This window comes from Cupriavidus sp. 05L310, assembly GCF_056398185.1.
This window is the reverse complement of record NZ_JBFTOX010000016.1, coordinates 113153-133339: the sequence shown is the minus strand read 5'-3', so window position 1 is coordinate 133339 and position 20187 is coordinate 113153. Positions and strand designations below refer to the sequence as shown.

17 protein-coding genes are annotated in these 20187 nt (G+C 67.8%); 13 read left to right on the top strand and 4 right to left on the bottom strand.

Features of this window, described 5'->3' with window-relative positions; genetic code table 11:
- Positions 1-3: 3 nt before the first annotated feature.
- The 7 genes from AC1DS6_RS14250 to AC1DS6_RS14220 all read left to right on the top strand — a co-directional run bounded on the left by AC1DS6_RS14250 (position 4) and on the right by AC1DS6_RS14220 (position 7750).
- A complete protein-coding gene (locus tag AC1DS6_RS14250) occupies positions 4-2385 on the top strand; it encodes a xanthine dehydrogenase family protein molybdopterin-binding subunit (protein ID WP_441636271.1) in 2382 nt (793 codons plus the stop codon).
- Positions 2386-2400: 15 nt separating this feature from the next.
- On the top strand, positions 2401-3201 hold the full coding sequence (locus AC1DS6_RS14245; protein WP_045240836.1) for an FAD binding domain-containing protein: 801 nt from the start codon (positions 2401-2403) through the stop codon (positions 3199-3201).
- A 154-nt stretch (positions 3202-3355) separates the two neighbouring features.
- On the top strand, positions 3356-4252 hold the full coding sequence (locus tag AC1DS6_RS14240; protein ID WP_441636274.1) for an AAA family ATPase: 897 nt from the start codon (positions 3356-3358) through the stop codon (positions 4250-4252).
- A 3-nt stretch (positions 4253-4255) separates the two neighbouring features.
- Positions 4256-5551 carry a vWA domain-containing protein gene (locus AC1DS6_RS14235; RefSeq protein WP_477102603.1) on the top strand — a complete coding sequence of 432 codons (1296 nt, stop codon included), beginning with the start codon at positions 4256-4258 and terminating at the stop codon, positions 5549-5551.
- Positions 5542-6123, top strand: coding sequence for an SRPBCC family protein (locus AC1DS6_RS14230; RefSeq protein ID WP_441637671.1), 582 nt, complete (start codon positions 5542-5544; stop codon positions 6121-6123). The genes AC1DS6_RS14235 and AC1DS6_RS14230 overlap by 10 nt, the downstream gene beginning before the upstream one ends.
- The gene (locus AC1DS6_RS14225; RefSeq protein ID WP_441637669.1) at positions 6096-7124 is read left to right on the top strand and encodes an XdhC family protein; all 1029 of its coding nucleotides are present in this window, start codon (positions 6096-6098) and stop codon (positions 7122-7124) included. Before AC1DS6_RS14230 ends, AC1DS6_RS14225 begins: the two co-directional genes overlap by 28 nt.
- Before the next feature lie 44 nt (positions 7125-7168).
- Positions 7169-7750, top strand: a complete 582-nt coding sequence (locus tag AC1DS6_RS14220; protein ID WP_477102604.1) for a nucleotidyltransferase family protein — start codon at positions 7169-7171, stop codon at positions 7748-7750.
- Positions 7751-7806: 56 nt separating this feature from the next.
- Here AC1DS6_RS14220 and otsA read toward each other — a convergent pair whose 3' ends face one another.
- From otsA to otsB, 3 genes are read right to left on the bottom strand one after another with little or no spacing between them, the layout of a single operon-like run.
- On the bottom strand, positions 7807-9198 hold the full coding sequence (otsA, locus tag AC1DS6_RS14215; RefSeq protein WP_276288714.1) for an alpha,alpha-trehalose-phosphate synthase (UDP-forming): 1392 nt from the start codon (positions 9196-9198) through the stop codon (positions 7807-7809).
- Positions 9199-9244: 46 nt separating this feature from the next.
- Positions 9245-11083: a glycoside hydrolase family 15 protein gene (locus AC1DS6_RS14210; protein ID WP_477102602.1), complete on the bottom strand. Its 1839-nt coding sequence runs from the start codon at positions 11081-11083 to the stop codon at positions 9245-9247.
- A gap of 12 nt (positions 11084-11095) precedes the next feature.
- Entirely contained in the window at positions 11096-11881 is a 786-nt protein-coding gene (gene otsB / locus AC1DS6_RS14205; RefSeq protein ID WP_441636240.1) for a trehalose-phosphatase, read from the bottom strand.
- A gap of 241 nt (positions 11882-12122) precedes the next feature.
- Between otsB and ilvA the strand changes: the two genes are divergently transcribed.
- Positions 12123-13649 (top strand): threonine ammonia-lyase, biosynthetic, encoded by a 1527-nt coding sequence (ilvA, locus tag AC1DS6_RS14200; RefSeq protein WP_441636242.1) that lies wholly within the window; start codon positions 12123-12125, stop codon positions 13647-13649.
- Between the two features lie 64 nt (positions 13650-13713).
- Entirely contained in the window at positions 13714-14547 is an 834-nt protein-coding gene (queF, locus tag AC1DS6_RS14195) for an NADPH-dependent 7-cyano-7-deazaguanine reductase QueF (RefSeq protein ID WP_045240848.1), read from the top strand.
- 95 nt (positions 14548-14642) lie between these two features.
- Here the strand turns inward: queF and AC1DS6_RS14190 are convergent, their stop codons facing one another.
- On the bottom strand, positions 14643-16052 hold the full coding sequence (locus AC1DS6_RS14190; protein ID WP_441636244.1) for a carbohydrate porin: 1410 nt from the start codon (positions 16050-16052) through the stop codon (positions 14643-14645).
- 210 nt (positions 16053-16262) lie between these two features.
- Between AC1DS6_RS14190 and AC1DS6_RS14185 the strand changes: the two genes are divergently transcribed.
- Genes AC1DS6_RS14185 through AC1DS6_RS14170 form a run of 4 tightly spaced genes read left to right on the top strand, consistent with a single transcriptional unit; the run spans position 16263 to position 20178 of the window.
- On the top strand, positions 16263-16961 hold the full coding sequence (locus AC1DS6_RS14185) for a TetR/AcrR family transcriptional regulator (RefSeq protein WP_441636246.1): 699 nt from the start codon (positions 16263-16265) through the stop codon (positions 16959-16961).
- 27 nt (positions 16962-16988) lie between these two features.
- A complete protein-coding gene (locus tag AC1DS6_RS14180; protein ID WP_441636248.1) occupies positions 16989-17999 on the top strand; it encodes an HlyD family secretion protein in 1011 nt (336 codons plus the stop codon).
- Positions 17996-19003: an ABC transporter ATP-binding protein gene (locus tag AC1DS6_RS14175; RefSeq protein ID WP_441636250.1), complete on the top strand. Its 1008-nt coding sequence runs from the start codon at positions 17996-17998 to the stop codon at positions 19001-19003. The genes AC1DS6_RS14180 and AC1DS6_RS14175 overlap by 4 nt, the downstream gene beginning before the upstream one ends.
- Positions 19000-20178: an ABC transporter permease gene (locus tag AC1DS6_RS14170; protein WP_441636252.1), complete on the top strand. Its 1179-nt coding sequence runs from the start codon at positions 19000-19002 to the stop codon at positions 20176-20178. Before AC1DS6_RS14175 ends, AC1DS6_RS14170 begins: the two co-directional genes overlap by 4 nt.
- Positions 20179-20187 lie beyond the last annotated feature (9 nt).

The window sequence follows — 20187 nt, the reverse complement described above, 5'->3', positions numbered from 1 at the left end:
GCCATGAACGCACCTGACGACCAGCACCTGATCGGCGCCTCGGTCAAGCGCAAGGAAGACTACCGCTTCCTCACCGGCAACGGCCAGTACACCGACGACATCGTGCTGCCGCAGCAAAGCTACGGCTACTTCCTGCGCTCGCCGCACGCCCACGCGCGCATCGCTTCCATCGACAAGACCGAGGCACTGGCCTCGCCCGGCGTGATCGCCATCTTCACCGGTGACGACGTCGCCGCCGACAAGGTCGGCGGCCTGCCTTGCGGCTGGCTGATCCACAGCATCGACGGCAGCCCGATGAAGGAGCCGCCGCACCCGGTGCTGGCGCAGGGCAAGGCACGCCACGTGGGCGACCAGGTCGCGCTGGTGGTAGCCGAGACGCTGCAGCAGGCCAAGGACGCCGCCGAGAGGATCGACGTGGCATACGAGGAACTGCCCGCCGTGGTGAACACCGCGCAGGCAGCCTCGGCCAGCACGCTGGTGCACGACGACGTGCCGGAGAACACCAGCTATGTCTGGGGCCACGGCGACCGCGCCGCCACCGACGCCGCCTTTGCCAAGGCCGCCCACGTGACCACGCTCGAGATCGTCAACAACCGCCTGATCCCCAACGCGATCGAGCCGCGCGCCGTCAATGCCAGCTACACCCGGCAGGACGACAGCTACACCGTCTACGTCTCGAACCAGAACCCGCACGTGGAGCGCCTGCTGATGGGCGCCTTCGTGCTGGGCCTGCCGGAATCTCGGCTGCGCATCATTGCGCCGGACGTGGGTGGCGGCTTCGGCTCCAAGATCTTCCTGTACGCGGAGGACGTGGCGCTGACCTGGGCCTCGAAGAAGGTCAAGCGCCCGATCAAGTGGACCGCCGAGCGCTCCGAATCCTTCCTGACCGATGCCCACGGGCGCGACCACGTCACCAAGGCCGAGCTGGCGCTCGATGCCGATGGCAGGTTCCTGGCAATGCGGGTGCACACCACCGCCAACATGGGTGCCTACCTGTCGACCTTCGCCTCCAGCGTGCCGACCATCCTGTACGCCACGCTGCTGGCCGGGCAGTACACCACCCCGGCGATCTACGCCGAGGTGCGCGCGGTGTTCACCAACACCTCGCCGGTGGATGCCTACCGCGGCGCGGGCCGCCCGGAAGCCACTTATGTGGTGGAAAGGCTGGTGGAAACCGCGGCGCGCGAACTGAAGATGGACCCGGCCGAACTGCGCCGCAAGAACTTCATCCACGACTTCCCCTACGCCACCCCCGTCGGCCTGACCTACGACACCGGCGACTACGAGCCGTGCCTCGCGCGCGCGCAGGAACTGGCCGACGTCAAGGGCTTCCCCGCGCGGCGCGACGAAGCGAAGCAGCGCGGCAAGCTGCGTGGCCTGGGCTACTCGTGCTACATCGAGGCGTGCGGTCTGGCGCCGTCGAATATCGCCGGCGCCCTGGGCGCGCGCGCGGGCCTGTTCGAGGTTGGCGAGGTCCGCGTGCACCCCACCGGCACCGTGACCGTCTTCACCGGCTCGCACAGCCACGGCCAGGGACATGAGACCACCTTCGCGCAGATCGTGGCCGAGCGCCTCGGCATTGCGCTCGAAGCGGTGGAAATCGTGCATGGCGATACCGGCCGGGTGCCCTTCGGCATGGGCACCTATGGTTCGCGCTCGCTGTCGGTGGGCGGCTCGGCCATCATGAAGGCGCTCGAAAAGATCGAGGCCAAGGCCAAGAAGATCGCGGCCCACCTGCTGGAAGCCTCGGACGCGGACATCGAGTTCAAGAACGGCGTGTTCAGCGTGGCCGGCACTGACCGCAGCAAGACCTTCGGCGAGGTTGCGCTGACCGCCTACGTGCCGCACAACTATCCGCTCGACAAGCTCGAACCCGGCCTGAACGAAAACGCCTTCTACGACCCGACCAACTTCACTTACCCGTCCGGCGCCTACATCTGCGAAGTGGAGGTGGACCCCGATACGGGCGAAAGCAAGGTGATCAAGTTCACCGCGGTGGACGATTTCGGCAACATCATCAACCCGATGATCGTCGAAGGCCAGGTGCATGGCGGCATCGGCCAGGGCCTCGGCCAGGCCATGCTGGAGCAGTGCATCTACGACGACGACAGCGGCCAGTTGCTGACCGGCTCCTACATGGACTACGCCATGCCGCGCGCCGGCGACCTGCCCGACTTCACGGTGGAGACCGCCAAGGGCACACCCTGCACGCACAACCCGCTGGGCGTGAAGGGCTGCGGCGAGGCAGGGGCGATCGGCTCGCCGCCGGCATTCATCAATGCGCTGGTGGACGCGCTCTCGCCGCTGGGCGTGAGCGACATCCAGATGCCCGCCACACCGCACCGCGTATGGCAGGCGATTCGCCACGCGCAGACCGCCAACTGACGTCGGAGGCACACCATGTACGCATTCAATTACGAACGCGCCGCCGATGCCACGTCGGCGGTGGCCAGGCTCAAGGCGGACAGCGACGCCAAGTTCCTCGGCGGCGGCCAGAGTCTGCTGGCCGCGATGAAGCTGCGGCTGGCAGCGCCGTCGGCGCTGATCGATGTGGCGCGCATCCCCGGCATGGCGGATATCCGTGTCGAGAACGACGAGCTGGTGATCGGCGCGGCGGCACGCCACGCCGACGTGGCGGCCAATGCCGACGTGCTCAAGCGCATCCCGGCGCTGGCCGCGCTCGCCAACGGCATCGGCGACCGGCAGGTACGCGCGATGGGCACGCTGGGCGGCTCGCTCGCCAACAACGATCCGGCCGCCTGCTACCCGGCGGCCGTACTCGGCCTCAACGCCACCGTGGTGACGGACCGCCGCAATATCGCCGCCGACAATTTTTTCAAGAGCCTCTACGAAACCGCGCTGGAAGCCGATGAACTGATTACCGCCGTACGCTTCCCCACGCCGGATAAGGCCGCCTACATCAAGTTTCGCAACCCGGCGTCGCGTTTCGCGCTGGTGGGTGTGATGGTGGCGCAGTTCGGCAAGGTCGTGCGGGTGGCGATAACGGGCGCGGCGGATAGCGTCTTCCGCAGCGCGCCGCTGGAACAGGCGCTGACGGCCAGCTTCACACCGGCGGCGGCACGCGCGGTGGTGGTCGATGCAGGCCAGCTGAATGCCGACCTGCATGCCTCGGCCGAGTACCGCGCGCACCTGATCCCGGTGCTGGCGGCACGAGCGGTGGAGCAAGCGCTCAAGGGATAGGGCCGAGCCATCCAGCCCGAACCCGCTTCCCCGGCCACCGGCTTGCCACCCTCTCCCGCTTGCGAGAGAGGGGCCGGGAAGAGGGAGGGCGCAAACAGGAAGGCGTCCATCCTGCGCCGACCCTCTGTGCACATAGCATCATCCGGCTATTTTCATGCTTCCCCAGTCCATCGATCAAACCGCCGCCCTGCTGGAGGCGCAGCAGTATTTCGCAGACCGCGAGACCGCCACCGTGCTCTACCTGGCGCTGCGCATGCAGCGGCCGCTTTTTCTGGAGGGCGAGCCCGGCGTGGGCAAGACCGCGCTGGCGCGGGCCATCGCCGACGCGCTCGGCACGCGCCTGCTGCGGCTGCAATGCTACGAGGGGCTCGATGCTTCCAGTGCGCTGTACGAATGGGACTACCCGCGCCAGATCATGGCGCTGCGCCTGGCGGAAGCCCGCGGCGAGCGGCCCGACGCGCAATCGCTTTACCACGACGATTTCCTCCTCAAGCGGCCCTTGCTGGAATCGCTGCTGCCCGATCCCGCCGCGCCGGGCATCCCGCGCGTGCTGCTGATCGACGAGATCGACCGCGCCGACGAGCCCTTCGAGGCCTTCCTGCTGGAGGTACTGTCGGAATACCAGGTGTCGATTCCCGAAATCGGCGTGGTGCGGGCCGAACAGCCACCGCTGATCATCGTCACCTCCAACCGCACGCGCGAGGTGCATGACGCGCTCAAGCGCCGCTGCCTGTACCAGTGGATGGGCTATCCGCAACGCGAGCGCGAACTGCAGATCGTGGCCGCGCGCGCCTCTGAAGCGGCTGCCGCGCTGCAGCACCAGGCCATCGATTTCATTCACCGGCTGCGCGGCATCGACCTGTTCAAGTCGCCTGGCATTGCCGAGGCGATCGACTGGTGCCGCGCCCTGGCCGCGCTCGGCGTCAGCGAGCTCGATCCGCAATCGGTGCGCGACACGCTGGGCGTGCTGCTCAAGTACCAGGACGACCTGGCCCGCGTGGACGGCCCGACCGTGGCGGAATTGCTGGCCAGCCGGGCGCCGGGAGGCTGAGGCATGCCCAGGCTGCATCCGGATGCCCCCCTTGCCGCCGCGCAACCCGCCGGCACGCTGCCCATGCTCGCGCGCAATGTCACGCACTTCGTGCGCCTGCTGCGCGATGCCGGCTTCGGGCTCTCGCCCGCGCAGGCCGTGGACGCGCTGCTGGCGCTGCAATACGTGGACATCGGCCGGCGCGACGAGGTGCGCGCGGCGATGGCGGCCCTGATGGTGAGCGGGCCCGACCAGCGCCCGCTGTTCGACGCCGCCTTCGACCTGTTCTGGCGCGACCCCGACTGGGAGGGCAAGCTGCGCGCCCTGCTGCTGCCGCGCGTCGACGCCGGCGCTCCGCCGCCCCCGCGCAACAACCGGCTGGCCGATGCGCTCGCCGCCCAGCGCCCGCCCGAATCCGGCCGGCGCTCCGAGGACAGCGCCGAACGCTTTACCGCCCCGCTCACCTTCTCGGCCCAGGAGCGCCTGGCCCAGCGCGATTTTGAAACCCTGAGCGCGGAAGAATGGCGTGCGCTGCAGCACATGATCCGCGCCCGCCACGCGCGCCTGGCCACCGAGCGCACGCGCCGCCTGCGCGCCGCCGCCAGCGGGCCGCGCGCCGACCTGCGCGCGAGCGCTAGGCTGGCGGTGCGCCAGCAAGGCGAATGGCTACGCTGGAAATTCCGCCGCCATGCCGAGCGGCGCCCGCCGCTGGTGCTGCTGCTCGACATCTCCGGCTCGATGAGCCAGTACTCGCGCGCGGTGCTGTATTTCTGCCATGCGCTGATGCAATCGCGCGAGCGGCTGTCCGTATTCCTGTTCGGCACCCGGCTGACCAACATCACCCGCTCGCTGCGCGAGCGCGACCCCGACGAGGCGGTCGGCGCCATCACCGGACAGGTGCGCGACTGGGCCGGCGGCACCCGCATCGGCGCCGCGCTGGCCACCTTCAACCGCCAGTGGGCCCGCCGCACGCTGTCCGGCCGCGCCACCGTGCTGCTGGTCACCGACGGGCTGGACCATGAAGACATCGATTTGCTGGGCACGGAAATGACTCGCCTGCGCCGCTTCGCGCATCGCATCGTCTGGCTCAACCCACTGCTGCGCTATGCCGGCTTCGCGCCGCAGGCGCGTGGCGTACAAGCCATCCTGCCGCACGTGGATGCGCTGCGCTCGGCGCACAACCTGGACAGCCTGTTCGCGCTGGAATCGCTGCTGGCCGCGCGCGAACCGCTGGCCATGCCCGTTTTCCCTGCGGCGCCGATGCCCAGAGACATTAGAAACATGAAAGACACCAAGGAGACGCCCCCGCCATGGAAATGACACAGACGCGGCAACTGCCGGTAGTGCAGCAAAACGCCTGGGAAGCCCTGAACGACACGGGGCTGCTCAAGCAATGCATCCCCGGATGTGAGAGCATCGAGCCTGACGGCGACAACGCCTACCTGGTGGCGCTGACCGCCGCGGTGGGCCCGGTCAAGGCGCGCTTCAAGGGGCGCATGGCCTTGCAGGACATCCAGGCGCCCGACAGCTACACCATCCAGTTCGACGGCCAAGGTGGCGTCGCGGGCTTCGGCAAGGGCACCGCGCACGTCACGCTGGCCCCCGAGGGCGAGCAGACGGTGCTGACCTATACGGTCAACGCCCAGGTTGGCGGCAAACTCGCGCAGATCGGCTCGCGGCTGGTCGATGCCGCCGCGCGCAAGATGGCCGATACCTTCTTCGACCGCTTCACGGCGGCGCTGGGCGGGCCCGGCGAGCAAGGTGACGAAGCGGGCACGGGCGAGGATGTCGCCAAGGATGGAGCGGCGGCCGGCGATGGCAGCACGCCCGATGAACAAACCGGTGAAACGAAGCGGAAAAGATCATGGACAGCGTGGATCTCGAAGTCCTGAAAAGCAGCGTACGCTGGCTGGCCGAAGGCCACCGCACGCTATTGGTAACGGTAGTCAGAACCTGGGGCTCCTCGCCCCGGCCGGAAGGCGCCATGCTGGCCGTGCGCGACGACGGCCTGGTGGTGGGATCGGTCTCGGGCGGCTGCATCGAGGACGACATCATCGACCGGGTACGGCGCGAAGGCATTGCCAGCGGGCGCCCCGAAGCCGTCAAGTACGGCATCAGCGCCGAGGAAGCGCACCGCTTCGGCCTGCCCTGCGGCGGCACCATCGAACTGGTGACCGAGCCGCTCAGCGCCGACAGCCATCTGGACGAACTGCTGGAAGCCGTGGAACGCGGCAGGCTGGTGGCGCGCACGCTCGACATGGCAAGCGGCCGCGCCACGCTCGGCCCGGCGCAAGCGACGGACGGCTTGGCCTTCGACGGCAACACCCTGCTCACCATCCACGGGCCGCGCTACCGCATGCTGGTCATCGGCGCCGGGCAGTTATCGAAATACCTGTGCCAGATCGCCGTCGGCCTGGGCTTCCAGGTCACCGTGTGCGATCCGCGCGAGGAATACACCGAGACCTGGGACATCCCCGGCGTCACTATGGTGCGCACCATGCCGGATGACACCGTGACCGAGATGCAGCTCGACGAGCGCAGCGCGGTGATCGCCGTCACGCACGATCCCAAGCTCGACGACCTGGCCCTGATGGAAGCGCTGCGCACGCGCGCCTTCTACGTTGGCGCGCTCGGTTCGCGCCGCAACAACCAGGCGCGCCGCGAACGGCTCAAGGAATTCGACCTCGACGACATGCAGCTGGCGCGGCTGCACGGGCCGGTGGGCATCTACATCGGCAGCCGCACGCCACCGGAGATCGCGATCTCGATCCTGGCCGAAGTCGTGGCCGCCAAGAACCACGTCTCGCTGCCCGACATCCTGCAGGTGGAAGGCGCCAAGGCCGCCCGCGAAATGGCGGCCAGCGAAGGCAGCACCTGCAGCCCCGCCCCGTGACCGGCGCGCTGAACGGCCCCGCCAATGGCCCCCTCAACGGCGCCATCAACGCCGCCGAGCTGCCCACCGGCATCCTGCTGGCCGCCGGCTACGGGCGCCGCTTCGATGCCGCCGGGCAGCGCAACAAGCTGCTCGCCACGCTGCCCGACGGGCACACGGTGGCCGGCCGCAGCGCGCGGACCCTCGCCGGCGTCCTGCCCGGCGCGCTCGCCGTGATCCGCCCGGGCAACGCCGCGCTGGCGGCCGAATTGCGGCGGGCAGGCTGCCGCGTGCTGGAGACCGCCGCCGCGGAGGCCGGCATGGGGGCCGCGCTGGCCGCAGCGGTGGCCGCCACGCCGGACGCCCGTGGCTGGGTGGTGGCGCTGGCCGACATGCCGTGGCTGCCGGCCGAACTGGTCCGCGCGGTGGCATTGACGATCACCACGCGCGACGCCATCGCCGCGCCCTGGCGGGGCGGGCAGCGCGGGCATCCGGTCGGATTTGGCGCCGCCTGGCGGGAAGCGCTCCTCAAGCTTGACGGGGATGAAGGGGCGCGGGAATTGTTGAAAACGCAGCCGGTGATGCGAATCCTCACCGATGACGAAGGGGCGTTCAGGGATGTGGATACGCCGGGGGACTTGGCGTAGCGGTTTGCCTGGCGGAACGTATTGCGTCTTTGAAGTCACGCCGTGGCAGTCTCCCCCTACCCGCCATCCGTCTCCGCCAGCGTCCTCAGATACTCCTCCCTCCACCAATGCACATCCTGCCCGCGGATGCGCTCCAACAGCTTCTGGTGCCGCGACTGGCGCTCGGCCAGCGGCATATGCAACGCCTGCTGGATCGCCTGCGCCGTGGCATTGATATCGTAGGGATTGACGAGCAAGGCCTCCCGAAGCTGCTCGGCAGCCCCGGCGAACCGCGATAGGACCAGCACCCCCGGATCATCCGGATCCTGCGCCGCCACGAACTCCTTGGCCACCAGGTTCATTCCGTCCCGCAACGGCGTGACCAGTGCCACGCGGCAAGCGCGGTACAACCCCGGCAGCCGACGCCGCGCGGTCGTGCGATGGATATAGCGCACCGGCATCCAGTCCAGCTCCCCGTACTCCCCATTGATCGCCCCCGACAACCCTTCCAGTTCGCGCCGCAGATCCGCATAGGCATCCACCGTCTCCCGCGACGGCGCGGCGATCTGGATCAGCGTGGCGCTGCGGCGGTTCTCCGGATACTGCGCCATCAGCGCCCGCACCGCCTTGAGCCGCTGCGGCAGCCCCTTGGAGTAATCGAGACGATCGACGCCCAGTAACAGCCGGCGGCTCGCGTACTGGCCCCGCATCATCTCGTAGGTCTCGCGCGATTCATCACATTTCCCAAGCTCGGCGAATTCGTCGACGTCGATGCCGATCGGGAACGCCTGCGCGCGCACGGTGCGGTGGAAAGCCCGGAAGCGGTACTCGCCCATCGGCTCGGCCTGCGCCTCCCTTTGCACATAGCGCGAGAAATGCTCCAGATCGAGCTGGCTCTGGAAGCCGACCAGGTCATAGGCGAACAGCGCCCGCATCAGCCACTCGTGTTGCGGGATCGCAGCCAGGATCAGCGGCGGGGGCAAGGGGATATGCAGGAAGAACCCCATGCGCTGCCCGCAGCCCATGGCGCGCAGTTCGGAGGCGAGCGGGATCAGGTGGTAGTCGTGGATCCAGATCACATCGTCCGGACGCAGCAGTGGCGCCAGCTTGCGCGCAAACAGCTGGTTCACGCGGCGATAGATGTTGAGATAGCCGGAATCGAAATCCGCCAGGTCGATGCGGTAGTGGAACACCGGCCACAGCACGCCGTTGCTGTAGCCCTGGTAGTACGCGTCGTGGTCCTCGCGGCACAGGTCAACGGTTGCCAGCGTGACATTGCCGGCCTGCTGGATATGCAGCTCCCCCTCGCCGGGCGTGCCACCCTGGGCGGCATCCACGATCCTGCCGCTCCAGCCGAACCAGACCCCGCCGGTGGCCTTGAGCGCCTCGCCCAACGCCACCGCGAGACCGCCCGCGGCAACGTTGCGCGGATCTGCGATGCGGTTGGATACCACGACTAGTCTGCCCATATGTTCCTTTGCCAGAACCCTGCCCCGCGCGCTGGAAATCGCGTGCTCAAATCACCGAATCCCATGGCGCGGACAGGCGCACGGCGCCGTTGATCAGGCCCACCATCGAGTAGGTCTGCGGAAAATTGCCCCACATCTCGCCGGTCACCGGATGGGTGTCCTCGGACAGCAAGCCAAGCGGGTTGCGCGCCGCCAGCATGGCCTCGAAAATCTCGCGTGCTTCCTCGCGGCGCCCCACGCGCGCCAGCGCGTCGATACGCCAGAAGGTGCAGATATTGAAGGCGGTCTCGGGCTTGCCGAAATCGTCTGGCGCCTCGTAGCGACGCATGTACGGCCCGTCGCACAGCGACGCTTCCAGGGCCTTGAGCGTCGACATGAAGCGCTCGTCCCACGGGGCGATAATGCCCACCTCGGCCATCAGCAGCACGCTGGCATCGAGCTCGCGCCCGCCGAAGCTCTCGGCGAATGCCTGGCGTTCCTCGCTCCAGGACTCGCTCACGATGCGCTCCTTCATGCCGTCGGCATGCTGGCGCCAGTAAGCCGCGCGGTCGGGCAGTTGCAGCGCATCGCCGATCTTGGCAAGACGGTCGCACGCGGCCCAGCTCATCAGCGCAGAGGAGGTATGCACCCGCGCCCGCGTGCGCAGCTCCCACATGCCCGCATCGGGCGTGCCGAACACGCGTACCGCCTGTTCGCCCACGGTCTCCAGCACTTGATACTCGGCCACCCCGCCGCGGTGCAGCAGGCGATGGTCGTGGAAGGCCTGGGCCGCGCCCAGCACCACGTTGCCGTAGACGTCGTGCTGGAAGTGCTCCTGCGCCTGGTTGCCCACGCGCACCGGGCCCATCCCGCGGTAGCCCGACAAGTGATCGAGCACGCTCTCCGGCAATTCGAGTTCCAGCCCGATGCCGTACAGCGGCTGGATATGGCCGTTCCTGGACTGCATCACCACGTTGGACAACCAGCGCAGGTAGTCCTCCATGGTGCCGACCTCGGACAAGCTGTTGAGCGCGCGGATCACGAAGAAGGCATCGCGCAGCCAGCAGAATCGGTAGTCCCAGTTGCGCCCGCTGCCCGGCGCCTCGGGAATGCTGGTGGTCATGGCCGCGACGATGGCGCCGGTCTCTTCATAGAGCGACAGCTTGAGCGTGATGGCGGCACGGATCACCGCGTCCTGCCATTCGCGCGGCACCGCGAGGCGGCGGCTCCACATCTTCCAGTAGGCCGTGGTTTCCTGCTCGAAGTCGCGCGCGACTTCCTCCACGCCGCCTTGCAGGGTTTCATCGGGTCCGAGGATGAAGTTGAGATCGCGGGTCAGCAGGAAAGGTGTCCGCGACAGCACATAGGTCAGCGGCGCATCGGTGGTCATGCGCAGCGTCGTGCCATCGCCGACATAGCGCACATGGCTGCTGCCACGCGTGATCTCGGGCTTGATGCGTCCCCAGTCGAAGCGCGGCGCCACTGTCACCCGCACGCGCGGCGCGCCGCTGATGGGACGAATGCGCCGGATCAGCGTGGTGGGGCGAAAGTAGCGGCCCAGCCGGAAGAGTCGCGGCGCGAAATCGGTGATCTCCAGGCAGTTGCCATGCTGGTCGGTCAGCCGCGTGCGCAGCACGGCCGTATTGGGCTCGTACCATTGCGCCGACTCGTGGAAGTCCTCGATCTCGATGGCGAAGTGGCCCGCGTTCGGGCCAGGATCAAGCAAGGCGTTGAAGACCGGGTCGCCATCGAAGCGCGGCAGGCAGCACCAGACGATGCGCCCGCGGCCGTCGACCAGCGCGGAGATCGCGCAGTTGCCGATCATGCCCAGCGACAGCGAGGGATCGGCATAGCGGCCTGCCCCCTCAGCGCTCCCCTGGGTACCCTCGGTAGATTGGTTGCTCACAGCGAATCCCCCTCAAGACGTCGTTGTGGTTGTGGCTCCCGCCGCCAGCGTGCCATCCGCGGAGGCCATGACTTCCAGCGCCCTGGCGGAGCGATGCAGCCAGCAGCGCAGCGCGGCCGGACCGGTCACGCTGACGGTGGCGGCGCTGGGCCGCTGTCCTACCAGCAAGGCGACACCGCCCAGGCGCCGCACCACGGAAAAGCCAGCCTCATCGGTAATGTCGTCGCCGGCAAACAGCGGCGTGCGCCGCGCAAACGGCGGCCCGCGCATAAAGGTATCGATGGCGCCGCCCTTGTCGATGCCGGCCGGCTTGAGTTCCACCACCATCTTGCCGTGCAAGACTTCGATGCCGGGCACGCCACTGGCGACCTGCGCCGCGAAGTTGCGTACCAGCCCTTCGAGATGGGGGACGGCGCGGTAGTGCACCGCGACCGCGACCGACTTGCGCTCCAGCTGCAAGCCGGGATACGCGTTGACCAGGGCTTCGAGAGGTGGCAGCAACAGGGGCACGCCGGGGTCCGGCTGGCGCAGCCAGCGGCCGACCGCGTCGCGCAATTCCGCGCCGTGCACGCCTGCCGCGGGCAGTTGCAGGGGCTGCAGGAAATGATCCAGCTCGGCGATCGGCCGGCCCGAAACCAGCGCCACGGCACCGCCCAGATGCCGATGCAGGGCGCGCAGCGTCCCCACCAGTTCCGGTTCGACCCGCACGAGGTCCGGACGTGGCGCGAGGTCGGCCAGCGTACCGTCGAAATCCAGGAACAGCGCCGTGTTTGGTTCGATAAGAGGTAGGTTGGGCATCGCGTTACACCGTAGCACGAGTGTTCCCGCACCGTCCACCGGACAACGTCCTACACGGTGCGCCTCTGCACGCACCGCGCCGCAATGGCGCCCGCACCGCCGCGGTGCGCCGTTTCGCAGCGGCCTTGCAGGTGCGCCGGCCTGCCCTTGGCGGCCACCGGATCCGGGGTGCCGGCATCGCCGCACCGCGCCATCCTTTATCATTAGCGGTTTCCGCCAATCCCCGCCCCGGCTGTCCACGATGACCCGCAAACCCGATTACCTGAGAAAGATCCTGACCGCCAAGGTGTATGACGTGGCCCAGGAGACCGATCTCACCTACGCAAACCTGCTCTCCGCGCGCACCGGCAACAAGGTGTGGTTCAAGCGCGAGGACACCCAGCCGGTGTTCTCGTTCAAGCTGCGCGGCGCGTACAACAAGATGGCCTCGCTGTCGCCGGAGGAACTCAAGCGCGGCGTGATCGCCGCCTCCGCCGGCAATCATGCGCAAGGCGTGGCGCTGTCGGCGGCGCGGCTCAAATGCAAGGCGCTGATCGCGATGCCGGTCACGACCCCGCAGGTAAAGATCGACGCGGTGCGCGAGCGCGGCGGCGAGTGGGTGGAAATCGTGCTGCACGGCGACTCGTACAGCGATGCCTACAACCACGCGGCAGAGCTGGAGAAGAAGCACAAGCTGACCTTCATCCACCCTTTCGACGATCCCGAAGTCATCGCCGGCCAGGGCACCATCGCCATGGAAATCCTGCGCCAGCATCCGGGCCCGCTGCATGCGGTGTTCGTGGCGATCGGCGGCGGCGGCCTGATCTCCGGCATCGCGTCCTACATCAAGGCCGTGCGCCCGGAGATCAAGGTGATCGGCGTGCAGACCGTGGATTCGGACGCGATGAAGCGCTCGGTGGATGCGGGCAAGCGTGTGGAACTCAAGGAAGTGGGCCTGTTCTCGGACGGCACCGCCGTCAAGCTGGTCGGCAAGGAAACCTTCCGCATCACGCGCGAACTGGTCGACGAGATCATCCTGGTGGACACCGACGCCATCTGCGCGGGGCTCAAGGACGTGTTCCAGGATACGCGCAGCATCCTGGAGCCCGCGGGCGCGATGGCCATCGCCGGCCTGAAGCTGTATGCCGAGCGAGAGAAACTCAAGGGCCAGCACCTGGTGGCCATTGCGTGCGGCGCCAACATGAACTTCGACCGCCTGCGCTTCGTCGCGGAGCGCGCCGAGGTGGGCGAGGCGCGCGAGGCGGTGTTCGCGGTCAGCATCCCCGAGGAACGCGGCAGCTTCAAGCGCTTCTGCGAGCAGGTCGGCACGCGCAATGTGACCGAGTTCAACTACCGCATCGCCGACAACAGCATGGCCCACATCTTCGTCGGCGTGCAGATCGCGAGCCGCGCGGAGAACGAGAAGATCGCCGCCGGTTTCCGCCGCCACGGCTTCGATACGCTCGACCTGTCCAACAACGAGCTGGCCAAGCAGCATATCCGCTACATGGTGGGCGGACGCTCGCCGCTGGCGCATGACGAACTGCTGTACCGCTTCGAGTTCCCGGAGCGTCCGGGCGCGCTGATGCGCTTCCTGTCGAGCATGAGCCCGAACTGGAATATCAGCCTGTTCCACTACCGCAACCAGGGCGGCGACACCTCCAATATCCTGGTTGGCATCCAGGTGCCCAGGAACGAGAAACGCGCCTTCCGCGCCTTCCTCGCCACGCTGGGCTATGTACACTGGGAAGAGACCGAGAACCCGGTATACAAGCTGTTCCTGTCCTGATCAATCCCGTGGTCCCCGCGCATCCCTGCCGACAGGCATGCGCGGAGCCACACGCGAGGCAACCATGAGCCTTCCCGAACAATCACCGCTAGGCAAACCCTCGGCCTACAAGACCGAGTACGACCCCACCCTGCTGTTCCCCATCCCGCGCCAGCCCAAGCGCACCGAGATCGGGCTGGCCGAGGGCCGCGCGCTGCCGTTCTTCGGCGTGGACATCTGGAACGCGTACGAGCTCTCGTGGCTGAACATGAAGGGCAAGCCGCAGGTGGCGCTGGCCAGCTTCATCATTCCCGCCGACACGCCCAATATCGTCGAATCCAAGTCGTTCAAGCTCTACCTGAATTCGTTCAACCAGAGCAAGATCGCCTCGCCCGAAGCGCTGCAGCAACTGCTGCACCACGACCTGTCCGAAGCCACCGGCGGCACGGTGCAGGTTCGCCTGGTGACCGAAGCCGAGTTGGGCACCCAGAAGATGGGTGAGCTGGATGGCCTGCTGCTGGACCGGCTCGACATCGAGACCGATATCTACGAACCGGCGCCGCACCTGCTGCACGCGAGCCAGGACGAATCGCCGGTGGAAGAAACGCTGGTCTCGCACCTGCTCAAGTCCAACTGCCTGGTGACCGGCCAGCCGGACTGGGGCAGCGTGCAGATCCGCTACGTGGGCGCGCCGATCAACCAGGAAGCGCTGCTCAAGTACCTGATCTCGTTCCGCAACCACAACGAGTTCCACGAGCAATGCGTGGAGCGGATCTTCACCGACGTGCTGCGCCAGTGCAAGCCCGTGAAGCTGGCGGTCTATGCCCGCTACACGCGGCGCGGCGGGCTGGATATCAATCCGTTCCGCACCAACTTCAACACGCCGTGGCCGGACAACCGGCGCAATGCACGGCAGTGATGCCGCAAGCCGTGCAGCAAAGGAGAAAGCCCGGCACATGCGCCGGGCTTTCAGACTGCTGACAAAGTCGGGGCAACTGAGCAAGCCCCGGCGGTTCAGAACTCCGCGTGCAGGCGCACGCCGTAGAACTTCGCCGGGCCGCGGTCGCGGTTATAGCCGGGATTGCGGATGTACTGGAAGTCCGGGCTGATGCTCAGGTATTTGACCGGCTGGAAGCTGTAGAACAGTTCCACGATCTGCTCTGGCCCGTACCTGAGCGCACCGTCGCCCAGGAATGCGCCCAGACCGCCCGCGGCCAGATAGGCCTGGTGGTGCGAGCCCAGCATGTTCACCGACATGGCCAGGCCCACCACATCGCGCGGCCGTCCCCACGCATTGCCGTTAAGCACGCCGCCGGCGGCTACCTGGCGGCCGATTTCGGTGAAGGCATAGGTCTCTGTCTTGTCGTCGGACATATTGGCGCGCGCGAACACGCCGAGCGAATCGTTCACGCGCTGCATCACCGACAAGCCCACGCCAAGTTTGGCATGTTCCTCGCGCACATCGGCCAGGTCCGGCGTGGTGCCGGTGGCGGCGCCAAGCTGCAGCGCATCGCTGAACCTGCCCATGCGCGCCTTGTTGCGCCAGAACAGCAGGCGCGCCACGCCAGGCTTGCCCGCCAGGCTGTAGCGTTTCTCGAATTCGAGGATGTCGCCATAGTGCTCGAACATCCGTGTATCGAGCTCCAGCCCGTTGGACTCCAGCGGCTGCAGGAAACGGCCAAGCCGCACCGACCAGGCGTCGCCAATGTACTCGAGCGCCACGCCCCAGTTGTAGCCGCGCGCATCCGCCGGATAGTCGAAGGAGCCGTGCGTCAGGAACGACCAGTTCATGAACTGGGTGCGCGGGTCGGAACCGTACTCGTTCTGGTCGAAGACGTCGAGCACGCCGAAATTGCCGGCGGTCAGCACCACGCGGCGCTTGTCGACGCTGCCGGCCAATTGGTTGAAGTCGGCATCCAGCTGCTCGCTGCCGCCGCCCAGGCCCCAGGTCTGCCGGATAAAAGCGCGCGCCCGGTAGAACACCGGGCTGGTGCTCGACACCTTGGCCAGTTCGGCATTCGACAAGCCGCCCAGTCCGTGCAACTCCGAGAACGGCACCCCCTGCGTCACTTCCGGGTTGAAATGGAACTCCGCGCCGCGCCACAGGCGCACGCCGAGATCGAGCGTGCTGCTGAAGGAATAGCTCTTGGCACGCTCCGTGGCGAGGCTGTTGGTGCCCGAGTAAGCCGCGCCGAAGGACGGCTTGCGCTGCCAGATATAAGTGGCCTGGCCGTGGAAGGCGAAGTTCTCCGGGGCATCCGCCTGCACAGGCACGTCGCCGCTTGCCGCGCCCTGCTCCTGCGCCAGCGCCGGTATCGACGCCATGCCGCCCAGGCCTGCCAGCGACAGGGCAGCCGCAGCCAGGCGAGAGGCAAAAGACAGGCGTGGCCGCGCCGGGGCGGCTGGGAAGCGACGAAGCAACATGAAAAATCCGGAGAAACAGCGGCGGGCGGGTGAAGGATAAGTGCCCCGCCGACTGGCGCACGAAGCATAGCCAAGCCTATATGACATGTCTACCTTGCATTGCTGCGACGCAACATATCCACTCCCGAAGTTGCCGTCTGTCGACTTTGTAACCGCCCTTGAATTAATTAATTAGAAAATTAATATTGTCTGCATAGCCCGGAGCCAGCCATGCCCCCTGCCGCAGACAATCCGCCCGCCAGCCGCCGTCCCGGCCGCCCCGCCGCCGCCAAAGCTGGGAACGCCGGCCAGCGCGAGCAGTTGCTCGATGCCGCCACCGAACTGTTCGCGCAACGCGGCGTGGCCGCCACGGCGATCAAGACCATCGCCACCCATGCCGGCGTCACGCCGGCGCTGGTGCACTACTACTTCCGCGACCGCGACCAGTTGCTCGATGCGGTGGTCGACGAGCGCCTGCAGCCCCTGGTCGAACAAGTGTTCCTGCCCGCCGTGGCCGACAGCGCCGACCCCGCCGCCATGCTGGTGGGCATCGCCGGCCGGCTGATCCGCACCGCAGCCGCTACCCCATGGTTCCCGGGCCTGTGGATCCGCGAGATCGTCGGTGCCGACGGACAACTGCACCAGCGCGTGCTGCAGAAGATCGCGATGCAGCGCGCCGGGCTGGTGATCGCCCCGCTGGCCGCCGCGCGCGCGCGCGGCGAGATCAACCCCGGACTGGAGCCTGCGCTGCTGATGGTGTCGCTGATCGGCCTGACGCTGCTGCCGCTGGCCACCACCCATATCTGGCGCCGCCTGCCCGGTGCCGAAGCCATCGACAGCGAGGCACTGGTGCGCCACGTCAGCGCGCTCCTGGCGCATGGCCTGGCCGTGTCGCCGCAGGCGCAGATCGCGCCGCCGCCCTCTGCCTGAATCCAGCCCGCCAGCCACGGAGCCCGTATGCCACGCCACCATTCCCAAGATCCTTCCGCCTCCGCCACGCGCCGGGCCGCGCGCTCGTGGCGGGCAGCCGCGCCGGCTGCGGTCATCGGCGCCGCGTTGCTGAGTGCCTGCAGCGAAAAGGCGCCGCCTTCATGGCAAGGCTATGTGGAAGGCGAATTCGTCAGCGTGGCCTCGCCCTTCGCCGGGCGCCTGGACCGGCTCTCGGTCCAGCGCGGCCAGCAGGTCGCCAGCGGCGCGCCGTTGTTCGCGCTGGAAGCCGAGGACGAACGCGCGGCGCGCCAGCAGGCCGAGGAGCAGATGCGCGCGGCAGAGTCGCAGCTGGCCGACCTGCAAACCGGCAAGCGCGTGCCCGAAGTGGACGTGAGCCGCGCGCAGCTCGCGCAGGCTCAGGCCGCCGCGGCACGCAGCGCCGCGCAGCGCAAGCGCGACGAGGCGCAGTACGCCATCGGCGGGATCGCGCTGGCGCAACTGGAAGACAGCCGCGCCACCGCCGCGACCGATGCCGCCCGCGTGCGCGAACTGCAGCGCGATATCGACGTGGCCCTGCTGCCGGGACGTACCGCCCAGCAGGCCGCGCAGCAAGCCCAGGTGGCCGCCGCGCGCGCTGCGCTAGCGCAGGCCGAGTGGAAGCTGTCGCGCAAGACCGTGGGCGCGACGCAGGCCGGGCTGGTCTACGACACGCCCTTCCGCCTGGGCGACTGGGTGCCCGCCGGCAGCCCGGTGGTGCGGCTGCTGCCGCCGGGCAACGTGAAGGTGCGCTTCTACGTGCCGGAGACGGTGGTCGGCGCCCTCAAGCAGGGCGAGACGGTGCGCGTGCGCTGCGATGGCTGCGCCGCGCCCGTCGCGGCCACCATCAGCTACATCGCCAACCAGGCCGAATACACGCCGCCGGTGATCTACAGCAACGAAACACGCCGCAAGCTGGTGTTCCTGGTGGAAGCACGTCCCGCGCCGGCCGATGCGCCGAAGCTCCATCCGGGCCAGCCGGTCGAGGTGGCAAGGCCATGAGCGCGCCCCTTGCCGACACCGCACCGCGCAACGGCCAGCCCGGTGAAACAACCGGCCTGGCCATTGACGTGCACGACATCAACAAGCACTACGGCGACAAGCACGTGGTCAACAACCTCAGCCTGCAGGTGGCGCGCGGCGAGATCTTCGGCTTCCTCGGCCCCAACGGCAGCGGCAAGACCACCTCGATCCGCATGATGTGCGGGCTGCTGACGCCGGACTCCGGCTCCGGCACCTGCCTGGGGTACGACATCCTGCGCGAGACCGCCGAGATCAAGCGGCGCGTGGGCTATATGACGCAGAAGTTCTCCTACTGGGACGATCTCTCCATCCGCGAGAACCTGGATTTCGTGGCGCGCGTGTACGGCATGCCAGGGCGCCGCGAGGTCGTGGACCGGGCACTCGAAGACCTCGGCCTCGCCAGCCGCGCGCAGCAACTGGCCGGCTCGCTTTCGGGCGGCTGGAAGCAGCGCCTGGCGCTGGCCGCCTGCCTGTTGCACGAGCCCGAACTGCTGCTGCTCGACGAACCCACCGCCGGGGTCGACCCCAAGGCGCGCCGCGATTTCTGGGCGCAACTGCACCAGCTCGCAGCCCGCGGCATCTCGGTCCTCGTCAGCACGCATTACATGGACGAGGCCGAGCGCTGCCACAAGCTGGCCTACATCGCCTACGGCAAACTGCTGGCGCAGGGCACGGCCAATGAAGTGGTCGCCAGCCAGAAGCTGGTCACCTGGAGCGTGCTGGGCGAACAGCTCTCCGCGCTGTCGGAACAGTTGCAGGGCGCGCCCGGCGTGGAGCAAACCGTGGTGTTCGGCAGCGCGCTGCATGTCACCGGGCACGACGCGCCGGCGCTTGAAGCCACGCTGCGCCGCATCGCCGGCCCGCAGCACCGGATCGAGCCGATCGAAACCAGCCTGGAAGATGTCTTCATCCACATGATGAGCCAGGCCGAGGACAACATGCGCGTCGCCGGCCAGGGCAGCCGCAAGGAGGCCAGGACATGAAGCGCGGCAATGCAAGCAACGTGCGCGCCGGCAACGGCGACCGCTTCTCGTTCTCCCTGGACCGCTGGTGGAGCATCGTGCTCAAGGAGTTCCTGCAACTGCGCCGCGACCGCGTGACCTTCGGCATGATCGTCGGGCTGCCGATCATCCAGCTGATGTTGTTCGGCTTCGCCATCAACAGCGATCCGCGCCACATGGCCACCGCGGTGATCGCCGCGGACCAGAGCGAGTTCACCCGCACCTTCGTCGCCGCCATGCAGACGTCCACCTACTTCGACGTGGTGCGCACCCTGCCCGACGAAGCCGCCGGGCGCGAGGCGCTGATGAAGGGCGAGGTGCAGTTCGTGCTCAGCATCCCGGCCGATTTCACCAGCCGGCTGCTGCGCGGCGAGCGTCCCTCGTTGCTGGTCGAGGCGGACGCCACCGATCCTTCCGCCACCGGCATGGCCATCTCCGCGCTGTCGCAGCTGCCGCTCTCGGTGGCGGACAGGGACCTGCAGGGCGCGCTGGCGCACCTGGCAGGCGGCAAGCCGCCCTTCGACGTGCAGGTGCAGCGGCTCTACAACCCGGAAGGCCTCACGCAGTACAACATCATCCCCGGCCTGATGGGGGTGATCCTGACCATGACGATGGTCATGATGACGGGCCTGGCGATGACCCGCGAGCGCGAGCGCGGCACCATGGAGAACCTGCTGGCCACGCCGGTCAGGCCGCTCGAGGTGATCACCGGCAAGATCATCCCCTACATCTTCATCGGCCTGATCCAGTCCACCATCATCCTGCTGGCCGCGCGCTGGGTATTTGGCGTGCCCTTCGTCGGCTCGGTGGTAGCGGTCTACCTGTCGGCGCTGCTCTTTATCGCCGCCAACCTGACGGTGGGCATCACCCTCTCCTCGCTGGCGCAGAACCAGTTGCAGGCGGTCCAGCTGACCTTCTTCTACTTCCTGCCGAACATCCTGCTGTCGGGCTTCATGTTCCCCTTCCAGGGCATGCCGCGCTGGGCGCAGGTCATCGGCAACGTATTGCCGATGACCTACTTCAACCGCCTGGTCCGCGGCATCCTGCTCAAGGGCAACGGCTGGACCGAGCTATGGCCGAACGTGTGGCCGATGGCGCTGTTCACGCTAGTCGTCATGACCATTGCGGTGCGTTTCTATCGCCGCACGCTCGATTGAGGGAGCCTG